Here is a 12,806-nt window from a genome sequence, read left to right on the forward strand (position 1 = left end):
GTCTCACCTGCCCACAGCCCATTACTTATTACCTCCCTTTCTTCAAGGGTTAAACGATGATATTTGTTTTTCATAGCAAAACCTTAAATGATTTTAAAGTTTTGCGCTAGTCCTTTGAACCCAGTAGATTATGTTTTGACTTTTGCTCTGATTTTAGATAAAATATAGATAAGTTCAAAGTTTAAAGTTTAAAGTTTAAAGTTACAGTTTAAAATCAAAAATTTTGGATTTTATATTGTAATTTTGTATTTTGCATTTTAAATTTTAAATTTCATTACATATGACCTTAGATGAACGCAAAATCCGTCTAGAAAAATTAGAAAAAATCAGAGAACAGGGAATAGATCCCTATCCTTCTAAATTTGATAAAAAAAATACTTTAAAACAAGCCTTTGAATCAAAAATAGGCACTAAGGTTAAAACAGCCGGCCGTTTGATGACAATTCGTGACATGGGCAAGCTTTGCTTTTGCCACTTAATGGATGAATCTCAGAAAATGCAAATTGCTTTGCAGGCAGATAAAATTGGCAAAGAAGAATATGACTGGTTTGTTAAAAATCTGGATATAGGTGATTTTATAGGCATAGAAGGCGAAGTTTTTAAAACCCATAAAGGTGAGATTTCAATTTTAGTTTCAAAATATACATTGTTAGCAAAGGCCTTAAGGCCTTTGCCGGAAAAATGGCATGGCCTAGTTGATGAGGAATTAAGGTTAAGAAAAAGATATCTGGATTTTATAACCCATCCGGAATTAAAAGAATTATTTTACCGCAAAGCAAAATTCTGGCAGACGATGCGTAATTTTATGCTAGGCGAAGGATTTTTGGAAGTTGAAACTCCTGTTCTGGAAACTACAGCAGGCGGTGCAGATGCCGAGCCATTTGTTACTCATCATAACGCTTTAGATATGGATGTTTATTTAAGAATTTCCATGGGTGAGCTTTGGCAAAAAAGACTGATGGTGGCTGGTTTTGAAAAAACTTTTGAAATCGGCCGACAATTTCGTAATGAAGGCATGAGCCGCGAGCATTTGCAGGATTATACCCAAATGGAATGTTATATGGCCTATGCTGATTACAAAGATATGATGGTTTTGATGGAAAAAATGTATAAAAAAATTGTTAAAGAAGTTTATAATACCATGGAATTTGAAATTAATGGTTTTATGGTTGATTTTAGTAAAAAATGGGATTCTATTGATTATGTGGAAAAAATAAAAGCAGATTTTGATTTGGATGTAACTAAAGCAACTAGAGAGGCATTGGTTAAAAAATTAAAAGATTTAAAAGTTGATTTTGATGCAAATTTATCAAAGGCACGTTTAATTGATGTTCTATGGAAACAAGTCAGAAAAACTATTGCCGGCCCGGCTTTTTTGATTAATCATCCGGTTGAAGTTGCGCCATTGGCTAAACGCGATCTCAAAAATTCTGGCAGAGTCCAAGAATTTCAGATAATTTTAGGTGGTTCAGAAATGGGCAAGGGATATTCAGAGCTTAATGATCCAATTGACCAGGCTGAGCGCTTTAATGAACAGGCCAAAATGCGGGCAGCAGGGGATAAGGAAGCACAAATGCCTGATCAGGATTTTGTTGAGGCTCTAGAGTATTGTATGCCTCCGACAGCGGGCTTTGGCGTGTCAGAGCGTTTCTTTTCATTTTTAGAAAATAAAACAGCACGAGAATGCCAGATTTTTCCGTTGATGAGGCCGGAGAAATGATTTAGTGAGAAGACGGAGCTAAGCTCCGACGCTTCGGAGCTTAGCTTCGTAGCGAAGTTATTAGGATTAGATATAATTTTATGAAAGAAAAATTATCTAACGAAAAACCAAGTTTAAAAAAATTTGAATCAAAAGAAGAAGCTTATGTTTTTGAGCAGTTTCATGATGTTGGTTTTCAAATTGAAAAAATCCCTGCTTTGTATGAACGTTTAGTTGAACTAAATAGCATGCCAGATTCTCATTTTGAAGACGCTGTCAGTATGGCGAAAATTGTTGATTATTTATGGGCTGAAATAAAAGGTGAAAAAGATATTACATTTAGCAAGGATAAATTAAAATTAGCTTGTCTTTTCCATGATATTGGCAAATCCGGACCGGCCAAGGCAAGCCATAGGCAGCGTTATTTAATTGAGACATTGTTTAACCCAAAATTATTCAATCCCAAATCAGAAAAATTTAAAGGCAAGAGACCCAGGAATTTATCAATTGATGAAGCCTTAGATTCGGAAGATTTACCAGAGAAAGAAGAAATTAAGAAATATTTAGAAACATTGACTCTTCATATCTATGACCATAAATTGAAAAAGGCACAAGCAGAAAAGCTTGATTTAAAAAAACACGCCATGATTGATTTGTGGCGCGAACATGATTATTGGACAAGGGAGCTTTTGCAAGAATATATTGATGATCAGATTGATGAATCACTGGCCAAAGTTGCCAGCACCCATCATGCTTTAGACGGGCATGACCCCTGGGATATTGATGGACTGATAGCTGACGAATCCGTGGCCATTGAGGTCATTGATAGATATTTAATTTTAACATTAGTTGATAAATATCAAGCCTGGGTGGACAGATCCGGCTTGTCACATGATGAAGCAATTAAGAAAATTCATGATGAAATTAAGGACAGCAAGGATAAAGAAATAATAAATCATAACGGCGAAGTCTTTAACAAATTCAAAAAGTATCTGCAGATAATAAAAAAACATCCGGAAATTGCAGAACTAAGCCAAAAGAAACAATAAACAAAAGGCACAAAGCGCAAAAGGAGGAACTAATGTGCTTGGGAGCAGAAAAAACTGATTCATTATTTTTCGCTGGTACGGAACATCAAGTAGTTGATCTTTTGCTGGAGGACAAACAATCGATACGTGAGGTTAATGCTCTTGTTGAAACACGAGGCATTGCCTTTACTGCAAGAGTTTTAAGAATGGCCTTAAAGAAGGCGGGAAAAAGTGATGCTGAAAGAGCGATTGAAAAATTGAGATTGGCAATTAATCTTCAATTCACTCAAAAAATTGACAATCTGACAGCAGAACAATTGGGTGAATTTTCAAATTGCGCCCCAAACCTTTTTGGCATTTTAGACGCCAAAAAAGAAGAAGCTTCCCCATAAAGGAAGTTTCTTTTAAAAAGCAGAAGTTTTACGCAATCTTGGCAAAAAAGTCAATTTTTGCTAGAATTATATTATAATCCAAACCAAAAATTTATAATCTAAAATCAATAATCTATAATCTAAATTTTATGCTAGACATAAATTTTATCATAGAAAATTTAAAAATTCTTGAAAAAGTCACTAAAGACAAAGGACTTAGAATTGATTATAAGGAACTTCTAAAATTGGATGATAAACGAAGAAGTTTAATTCAGGAAATAGATGATTTGCGTCAAAAAAGAAATGCCAATGCTGATTTGCTTAAAGATCAGTCCAAGCGTTCTGCTGAATTAATAAATGAAGGCAAAGCTTTGAAAGATAAGATTGCAGCTTTAGAATCTGAATATATTAAGGTTTTAGACGAATATGACGAGATTATGCTTTTAGTGCCAAATGTAATCTCTAAAGACACGCCAATTGGCAAAGATGATAGAGATAATAAAGAAATTTCCAAGTGGGGTAAAATTCCCAAATTTAAATTTAAAATTAAAGATCATTTGCAATTAGGCAATAACTTAGACCTTTTAGATCTTGATAGGGGAGTGAAGGTTTCTGGCTTTCGCGGTTATTATTTAAAAAATGAGGGCGCGCAAATGCAGATGGCACTGTTGCTGTATACGTTTAATAAATTAATGGCAAAGGGCTTTACACCTTTTATTACCCCAACCTTAGTCAGGGAAATGGCTTTAATCGGCAGTGGACATTTCCCCTTTGGGAAAGAAGAAGTTTATCAAATTGGCAATCCAGGCAAATTAGATAGTGGCGAAGATATTAAGGAACCTTTATTTTTGGCTGGCACATCAGAGCCATCTTTAATGGCTTATCATGCCAATGAGACCCTTAAAGAAGGAGATTTGCCCAAAAAATATTGCGGTTTTTCAACCTGTTATCGTTCAGAAGTCGGCAGTTATGGCAAAGATACAAAAGGTATTTATCGCTTGCATGAATTTATGAAAATTGAACAAGTAATAATCTGCCAGGCTGACATTGATGAAGGCTTGAAATATTTCGAAGAGTTAAGAAGTATTGCCGAAGAAATTTTACAGGATTTAAAATTGCCATACCATGTAATTGCGGTTTGTACCGGCGATATGGGCGCTGGAAAATATAAAATGTATGATATTGAAACCTGGATGCCTTCAAGAAATGCCTATTCTGAAACCCATTCTGATTCATTTTTAACAGATTGGCAGGCGCGCAGGATGAATATAAAATATAAAGCGAAAGATGGAGAAACTAAATACGTTTTTTCATTAAATAATACTGCTATTGCTTCGCCAAGAATATTAATCGCACTCTGGGAAAATTATCAAAATGAAGATGGCTCAGTGACAATTCCTGCAGCCATTAGGCCGTATATGGGTAATAAAGAAATAATTTTACCCAAAGATAACTAAAGAGAGAAGGGTATCTTTTGTTCAAATGTTTAGTTTTAAAAAAAGAAAAAATTTTTTGGTCCATAAAAAATATAAGATTGAACGCCAGTCTGTTAAATATCGCAATCCCTGGAGTTTAAGAAAAGGATTATTGGGATCAAAATTATTCAAAGTCATTAATTTATTTTTAATTATAGGCATTTTGGGTTGCTTATATTTTTTTATTTTTTCCAATTTTTATAATATTACCAATATAGAAATTTCCGGCAACCAGATAATTTCCACTGATGACATGCTTGATTTGACTGGTAGTTACTTGTCAGTTAATAAATTATTTATTTTTAAGAATCGCAACATCTTTTTGTTTAACAAAAATGAATTTAAAAATAAAGTTGAAGAAGTTATTCTCTTGTCAGACTTGAAAATAGAAAAAGTTTTGCCAAATACTATTAGGCTGACTTTAAAAGAAAAAAATGCGGCAATTAAATGGATTACTAATAATCAGGAATATCTGGCTGATAATAATGGCCAGATTATAAAACGATATTATAAATTAACCATGCCGAAAATTTTTTCTATTATAGAACAAGCGCCAATAGAAAGTCAGGCAACTAATGATAATTTTATTAAAGTGACCAATTCAGCCAATGACGAGGTGAATTTGGGTGACAAAGTCTTAAGGCCAGAGGATGTCCTGTTTATCTTAGATTTACAAAAGGCTTTAAGCGCTAAAGATTATTTGCAGCCGCAAAGCTTAACCGTACCCAATAATTGGCCGAAATATATAAGCGTGGGATTAAATAACGGAACTAAAATATATTTTAATTTAACTGATTCATTGGAAACGCAAATAAACCGTTTGAATTTGATTATAGACCAGAAAATTAAAAAAAGTAATTTAAGCGGAGTGGATTACATAGATTTAAGATTGGGTGAAAGCGTTTATTATAAGATGAAATAATGGTTGGGGATAAGCCTTTTGCAGGATTTATGCCTAAATGATATAGTTAAGTCATCTTCGCATAATATACCTTAATCAAAGAGCTAGAAGAGTTAAAACTGTGTTTTATGCAAAAAACAAACAAATCGCTGATTAGCTTTATAACCAGTTTTTTGGAATATTTGGAAGTAGAAAAAGGATTGGCTGTTTTGAGTGTGGTTAATTACGCTCGCTTTATAAATAAATTTAAAAATTGGCTGAATAAGAATTATCCTGATTTAAAGCCTCATAATTTAACTGCGGATATTATCTATCAATTCCGCCTTTATTTATCCCGCCAAGGCGTTAATGCCACTACCAAACAAAATCTAAAAAAATCAACGCAAAATTACTACTTGATTGCATTGCGCAATTTTTTGGCATATTTAATTGAAAAAGACATTGACACGTTACCGCCTGGTAAAATTAAACTAGCCAAAGATAATATGAGAGAAAGAGTCGTGAAATTTTTAAATCTTGAGCAATTAGAACGATTGTTATTATCTCCCAAAACTGAAGAAATTTCTGGATTAAGAGACAAGGCAATAATGGAAACTTTGTTTTCAACGGGTTTGCGCGTGGCGGAATTGGTAAATTTGAACCGAGATCAATTTAATCTGAAAATAATCAAGAATGCTAATTATGATTCTTTGGAATTGTCAATAGTCGGCAAAGGCAGCCATCCCCGACCCATTTATTTTTCCAGGCGCAGTTTGGACTGGATAATTAGATATTTAGAGGCCAGGAAGGATATGGAACGTCCGCTTTTTATAAACCATCAGAATTTTAAAAACGATAAATCAGAACATCGCTTGACTACACGTTCAATTGAAAATATTTTAACTAAATACAGTAAGATCGCAGGCTTGCCTTTTATAGCCACACCTCATACATTGAGGCATACTTATGCCACTGATTTATTAAATAAGGGCGCTGATTTAAGGATAGTCCAAGAGTTTTTAGGCCATAAAAATATTATGACCACTCAAATATATACGCATGTAACTAATAAAAGGCTTAAGGATTTACATCAAAAATTTCATAGCGGTAAAAATTTAAAGAATGAATAATACTTCCTCAAACAAGTTAATTGATATTTTTTACTCAAATTCAAGATTAAATGTTGATTATCAGGCTCTTGAAGAGCTCAATTTTTTAATAGATGAAGAAATTATTAAATTTAAGGAAAAAGAATTTAATTCCATTGAGGAGTTTCATGAAATAATTGAGCAATTAATAAAAAAAGAAATTAAAATTTTTGATTATCAAGGCGGTGAAACTCGCCATATGGCTTTAAAATATCTAGGTGAAAAATTTTTACTGGGTGAGAATAAAAAGGTTAAAATTGAAAGTCTTTTCCATGGGCGCTATCCCGACCTTATTTCTGAAGACCAAGAATTTATTATTGAATGTGGCGATACTGACCCAAATAAAATAATTGAATATTTTTTGCTAGGTGTCGTAAAATTATATTTAATACCTTACCCCGATGATGATTCTGATCATTTAAAGCTCTATGAATTTAGTTGTGAATTAGATGAACTAATGGAATATAAAAAGTTTAGAGACAATATTAATCATAATAAAATAAAAGAAATTATAAAAAAGAGGCCTTAAAACCTCTTTTATTGTCAGGTAATAAATTTAAATCATTTTAAGTAAAATAAAGGCCTAATACAGGGTCTTTCTTAAATTTAGCTACATTCTTATTAACCTGCTTATAAAACCCCGGATAATGGCTCCTGGTGATAAAATGGCCCCTATAAAGCTGCCTAAAGGGTTTTTTCTGATGATGGCCTATCTCATGTGCAATAACCCTTAAAATAGAATTAATACTTTTAGGTTCTCTTTTTTTAGGTGTAAAAATATCAATCGCCACCAGCTTTGTTTTTAAATTAGTATAAGCAACTTTAAAACTTCTGGCCGTGTTAACAGGCGCCTGCCGATTCATAACTCTAAAAGTAAAGCCTGTAACTTTTAGGCATTTACAGGCTTTTTGAAATATCTCCTCTACCCTATTTTGATGATAATATATCATGTGTCGTAAAATAAAAACCTAATTTTTATTTGCATTTAGGTAAAGAGCTAAGTGTTTTTGTAGGGTCTATCAGGCCAGCGGGTTGAGGAGCATCTGCTGGCTTCCATTGAATATTTGTGCTTCTCCTTCCTTGATAAAGTTCAAAGTGCAACATTCTGCATGGTCCAAATATACCGATAACTTGTCCTGCTTTTACTTGCTGTCCTACTTTGACCAATTGTCTAGATACATCATTCTCCCCATAATTTACAGTTACATTTAAACTTGGAAAATAAATGTAAATTGAACCAGCATCGCCGGAGCCGCCATTCTGGCTTATCCACCAATTAGGAGTTGCAGTACATTTATTCGCGCCAGCTTTAAAGGTTGTGCTAATTCTTAAAACAACGCCATCTGCTATGGCTATTCCTTCTCCTGGAGGGTTAGTATAAATATCCACCCCAGCATGTTTTCTTGCACCCTGGGCCCTACTTGCCGCAAAATTATTGTGAGTACTTTTTAAACTCGCTGAAGGCACGGGAAAACATTGTCCGCCAACACTTTGATATGTTCCCCCCGGAGTTACGCCTTCATTGGTTGGAAACATTAAAGCATCATCTGGTATGTCAATAGTTTCAATATATTCCGCACTGGGGGGAATTAATTGTGTTATACCCACAAAAGACAATAAGACATAACTGAATAAGGCAATACCCAAACCAATTAAGGCCAATTGTATCCTGTGTTTAGCCTTGCCAATCAATTGCTTATCCCCTCCTGCGATTATCCAAAGAATTCCAGATGCAATAATCATTATTATTATGAAAGGGATAATTATATAGAGCAAAGCCTGATAAATATTTTTAATATATTCAGCCATATCAGTTGCCTTTGCATATCCTAAAAGAGGCACTTGTAATGTTATATCGGGTTGAGTAGCAGTTTGAGCAAATGAAAGAATTGGATAAAAAAAACTTAGTGCAAAAATTATTATAAGGAATATTTGTATTATTTTTGTTTTTTGCTTTTCCATTTTAACAAGAAAGTTTATAATTAAATTTTTAAAAATTTATTCCCATCTTCTGACACAGGCTTTCTTCCCCACCCAGTCATGTTCAATCAAATTAGTCACTCTTATTCCTCTCCCTGATATTCTTCCACTTTCAGGATTTTCTGCACCATTACTACCATGACTTTCCAAAACTTTTCCATTACTAATGTAAATATAAACATGACCGAATTGACCTTTACTGCATTTTGGATAACCTACAAGATCACCTGGCTTTAATTCCTTGCCGTTAAGCGCAGTTGCAGTAGCTGGTTTGGTAATTTTTTCACTAGTTGAGCAATTGGGAGAACAACCAAACTGACCTTTTGTCCCGCTATCTATATATTTATGACCCGAGCAAGCTAAAATTAAATTGGCCATGCCTGAGCAATCAAGACAGAGTTGGCCTTTCGGACAGAATGTTTTGCAGGGAACATTGTTTTCACATTTATACGTATCATCTTTGTACTGCGGTGGACCTCCTTTTCCGCCCATGCGGTAAGTTACTTTACCATTAAAATATTGAGCTAATTGTTGAATGGTGGGATTTTTTAATTCTTTAGGGCAGTTTATATTATAATTAGCCGGAGTTGCAGCCTCTGCAGCAGCTATAAATGCCTTTCTGATTAAATCAACTGAAGAGTCATTATTTTCAGTTAAAGTTTGTTCAAAATTACTAGTAGTTGGGTTCGGACCATTCCATAAAGGATCTTCAGTATCATCAGCTTCTTCCTCGGGAATATATTCTATACTTGGCGTGTTTAATGATGTTATACCTACAAAAGACAGTAAAACATAGCTAAATAAAACAATTCCCAGGCCGATTAGGCCATGAAAAATTCTGGTTTTAGCTTTATTCATGCCTTCTGGATCTCTCCCGGCAGCTGTTAACCATTCAATGCCTCCCAAAATAATTATGATAATAACAAATGGCACCACAATGTAGGAGGCTGCCTGGTAAAGGGCTTTGATGTATACGGCAATATTTTGAGCTTGAGTAAAGCCTAAAATTGGAATTTGCAGTTCAATATTTGGTTCAGCTGCTGTTGAAGCCAAAATAACAGTGGGTAAGATTATAAAAAATAGAATAAAGAAAAGTAAAACTGCTGGTAAAATCCTTGAAATTTTTCTAAATATTAGGTTATTCATATTAATAATAAAATATTAGGTACCGTATCTTCTGATACAGCTTCCAATAAATTTATGGCTCATAACTTGAGATTTTTTTGATGCCTTACCACCTGGGTCATCCCAACCACTGCCTCCTGCGCTTTCAAAGAGAATTCCATTGCCTACATAAATACGTACATGTTGACTTGGTTTGCCCAATGCATCCCCTGGTTTTAAAGGTATGCCATTCACTGAAGTATTATCAATAGATGTTATTCTTTCACCTCTGCTGCATCCGCTGCCAAAAATACTTGCTGTTCCTCCACCAAAAGGTTTAAGGCCAGCGCAATTCAAAAGATAATTTGTATAGCCAGAGCAATCTAAACATATTGTTCCAGGAGGACAATATGTAATTTTTTGTTTACGCTCTTCATAACGTGAGCCTGCAATATTCGGAGATTGAACTGTATAGGGAGGTTTTCCTCCTTTTGCTCCCCAGCGATAGGTAACTTTGCCCAGAGAAGATTGTCCAATTTGGGCTAAAATCGCTTGTCCTCCGCTTTTAGGACAATAAATAAGACCTTTGAAATTAACATCAACACCATTTATGCCGCTTGTATTTAATGGGACATCAGTATCTCCTTCTTCACCCGCTGATAAGCATTCATCCATATCTTTTATGGTTCCTTCCTTACTGGCACAGTCTGCTTTAGTCAAAAGGAAATAATTATCTCCGGGATATGAACAACACTCAAGACTTGCTATATATTCAAGATCTAGATTTTTGAATTCAGTAATGCCGACAAGAGATAACATTACATAGCTTAACAAGCCAATAATTAAGCCAGTTAAAGCGCCGGTAATATATTTTTTTGCCTGTTTTATATTAGCAAGATTTCCACCAGATAAAATCCACATAATACCAGCAGTTATAATAATAACAATAGCTATTGGTACTAAAATATATAAGCCATATTTATAAAGATTTTTTATGTAATCAGCAAAAGTAGTTGCTTGCGTAAAACCAAAAATTGGGACTTCTAGCGGATAATTAGGTGGAGCTACATTATTGGTTTGTGCCAATATTTTGGTTGGATTAAATAAAAAAGATAGGAGTGTAAGATTTAAGAAAATAAAAATTTTAAGTTTTAGACTTTTTAACATTTGGGGATTTTTTTATAAAAAATTTGTTTCAGCCAGTTGGCAAAAACAAAAAATAACAGGGCATGTATTAAATCAATTGTGTCCACTCCATTTTCTTTGGCAAAAAAAGACACAACAAGCATAGCCAGGGCGCCAAAATAAATTAATAAATCAACCAGATAAAAATCAGTTTTAGTAAGCGTTATGTCATATTGGGTTATCCCGGTAGTTTCATCACTTTTTGTTCTCCAATGGATGCCAGCCAAGGCAATAATTAACCCAAAGATTAAAACAATTGATGGGGTGGAAAATAATATTGTCTGGCCAAGATTTTGGGTAAAATCAGGATAAAAATACCAGATAAAAACAACAAATGCCACAATTAGCCAGACTATATAATGGGAAAAAAGTTCTAAAATCATGGCCCAAATTTTTCCTCTGCTTGTGCGTTCCATAATTAATTAGGTTAATTTAGATCAAGGCAAATATTCAAGTGGATTTACAGGAATGCCATTTAACCTGACTTCAAAATGCAAATGAGGACCTGTAGTAAAAGGACCGGCGCCTCTGGTGCCTGGCATTGCGCCTGACAGTCCGATAACATCGCCTGCTTTGACAAAATCATCATTTTTAACGTAAATGGCGCTGACATGGCCGTAAACAGTAGATAAGCCGTTGTCATGAATTAAAATAATATAACTATAGCCATAGCCAGAATCTTGAGCGCGTGCCACATAACCATCAGCCGGCGCAATGACTGGCGAGCCTTGCTTAGCTCTGATATCAATGGCAGGATGTTCAAATATATAGCGGAAAGGATAGTCTGGATCGTGAAAATAGGCAGTGATTACATGCGTACCCCCTACCGGCCAATAAATAAAAGTATTTTGCGCAGTAGTCCCCTCTTTTTTAATGCGATTTATCTTATCTTTGATTTTTTCCTGCAAATTATAAATATCCGAATTAATCGCATCTTGTTGCTGTTTGGCCTGGGTTAAAAGGTTTTGGAATTGTAATTCTGATGATCTGGTTTCATAAACCAGATTTTCTTTAGCTTGTTGGTCGTTTTGGAGCTTGTCTTCTTGCTCTTGCAGCTGGCTCTGAAAATTTTCCAGTTCTTGCTTTTGCCGCTCTAGATCTGCTTTTTGAGTATCTAATGAGGATTTGAGGAATTTTAATCTATCAATAGTATTTTTTATATCAGCTTGTACACCTTCCAAATAGCTTATCTGGTTGAAAAATTCAGAGAACGAATTATTTAAAATCAATATTTCCAGATATGATTTTTGATCAGCTTTGTCAATCTGCTTGATATATTCCATTAAATTTTCTTTTTGCAGATCAATTTCAGTCTGTTCTTTTTCAGTCTGATAATTTAAGGCGTCAATTTCCAGCTTAGTTTTATCTATTTGCAATTGCGATGTTTTGATGTCTAATTGGATTTTAAGTATTTGATTGTCCAAAAGCCCCAGCTGGTTTTTTAAAGTAGCTGCCTTGCCTTTGTATTCTTCAATCTTTTGTGCATATTCAGCCGTGGCTTTTTTGAGATTATCAATTTTATCTTTATTTGCTTCAATTCGTTTATTAAGTTCAATAATGTCAGAATTACTGCCATAAATGCTATTGTAATCAGGCGAATCAAAATTTGCAGCCAAGACAAAAGCAAAGCCAGTGCTTAAAACCATTAAGCACGAAAAAATTAAGAAAATAATGATATTTCTCTTTTTCATCTTGGTTGTATTATAGCACATTTTGGGTAAGAATTGGATAAAGTAGGTTACACAAAACACCGAAGGAGCCCCGCGACGCGGGGCTCCTTCGGTTATCTTTTTTTGGAATAAAAAACCGCTAAGCTTTATGCTTAACGGTTTGGTGTTCGCAGGGAGTTGTGTTTTTCGCAAGGAGGGTTTTGTTGCATTAGCAAAATAGGAAGATAAATAGCCATTATTACCCAAATCATATGAGAGATGAGTCC

Annotated in this window: 13 protein-coding genes; 7 read left to right on the plus strand and 6 right to left on the minus strand. The window is 34.4% G+C overall.

Going from position 1 to position 12,806, the window contains the following annotated elements:
- The first annotated feature begins 280 nt into the window (after positions 1-280).
- The 7 genes from lysS (at position 281) to WC460_03050 (ending at position 7,130) form a co-directional block, all read left to right on the plus strand.
- A complete protein-coding gene (gene lysS / locus WC460_03020) occupies positions 281-1,720 on the plus strand; it encodes a lysine--tRNA ligase (protein ID MFA5188306.1) in 1,440 nt (479 codons plus the stop codon).
- 80 nt (positions 1,721-1,800) lie between these two features.
- Positions 1,801-2,748: a hypothetical protein gene (locus WC460_03025; GenBank protein MFA5188307.1), complete on the plus strand. Its 948-nt coding sequence runs from the start codon at positions 1,801-1,803 to the stop codon at positions 2,746-2,748.
- 32 nt (positions 2,749-2,780) lie between these two features.
- On the plus strand, positions 2,781-3,119 hold the full coding sequence (locus WC460_03030) for a hypothetical protein (GenBank protein ID MFA5188308.1): 339 nt from the start codon (positions 2,781-2,783) through the stop codon (positions 3,117-3,119).
- Between the two features lie 128 nt (positions 3,120-3,247).
- Positions 3,248-4,555, plus strand: a complete 1,308-nt coding sequence (gene serS, locus WC460_03035; GenBank protein ID MFA5188309.1) for a serine--tRNA ligase — start codon at positions 3,248-3,250, stop codon at positions 4,553-4,555.
- Between the two features lie 25 nt (positions 4,556-4,580).
- A complete protein-coding gene (locus WC460_03040; GenBank protein MFA5188310.1) occupies positions 4,581-5,495 on the plus strand; it encodes an FtsQ-type POTRA domain-containing protein in 915 nt (304 codons plus the stop codon).
- A gap of 107 nt (positions 5,496-5,602) precedes the next feature.
- A complete protein-coding gene (locus tag WC460_03045; protein ID MFA5188311.1) occupies positions 5,603-6,583 on the plus strand; it encodes a tyrosine-type recombinase/integrase in 981 nt (326 codons plus the stop codon).
- Positions 6,576-7,130: a hypothetical protein gene (locus WC460_03050; GenBank protein ID MFA5188312.1), complete on the plus strand. Its 555-nt coding sequence runs from the start codon at positions 6,576-6,578 to the stop codon at positions 7,128-7,130. Before WC460_03045 ends, WC460_03050 begins: the two co-directional genes overlap by 8 nt.
- 37 nt (positions 7,131-7,167) lie before the next feature.
- Here the strand turns inward: WC460_03050 and WC460_03055 are convergent, their stop codons facing one another.
- Genes WC460_03055 through WC460_03080 form a run of 6 tightly spaced genes read right to left on the minus strand, consistent with a single transcriptional unit; the run spans position 7,168 to position 12,561 of the window.
- Positions 7,168-7,551, minus strand: coding sequence for a hypothetical protein (locus WC460_03055; protein ID MFA5188313.1), 384 nt, complete (start codon positions 7,549-7,551; stop codon positions 7,168-7,170).
- A 25-nt stretch (positions 7,552-7,576) separates the two neighbouring features.
- A complete protein-coding gene (locus tag WC460_03060; GenBank protein MFA5188314.1) occupies positions 7,577-8,563 on the minus strand; it encodes a M23 family metallopeptidase in 987 nt (328 codons plus the stop codon).
- A gap of 36 nt (positions 8,564-8,599) precedes the next feature.
- On the minus strand, positions 8,600-9,727 hold the full coding sequence (locus WC460_03065; protein MFA5188315.1) for an NlpC/P60 family protein: 1,128 nt from the start codon (positions 9,725-9,727) through the stop codon (positions 8,600-8,602).
- 15 nt (positions 9,728-9,742) lie between these two features.
- On the minus strand, positions 9,743-10,852 hold the full coding sequence (locus tag WC460_03070; protein MFA5188316.1) for a hypothetical protein: 1,110 nt from the start codon (positions 10,850-10,852) through the stop codon (positions 9,743-9,745).
- Positions 10,846-11,286, minus strand: a complete 441-nt coding sequence (locus tag WC460_03075; GenBank protein MFA5188317.1) for a hypothetical protein — start codon at positions 11,284-11,286, stop codon at positions 10,846-10,848. The genes WC460_03070 and WC460_03075 overlap by 7 nt, the downstream gene beginning before the upstream one ends.
- 21 nt (positions 11,287-11,307) lie before the next feature.
- Positions 11,308-12,561, minus strand: coding sequence for a peptidoglycan DD-metalloendopeptidase family protein (locus WC460_03080; GenBank protein ID MFA5188318.1), 1,254 nt, complete (start codon positions 12,559-12,561; stop codon positions 11,308-11,310).
- Positions 12,562-12,806 lie beyond the last annotated feature (245 nt).

The sequence above is a fragment of the Patescibacteria group bacterium genome, from assembly GCA_041651155.1.
GTDB lineage: Bacteria > Patescibacteriota > Patescibacteriia > CAIXNZ01 > CAIXNZ01 > JAPLYF01.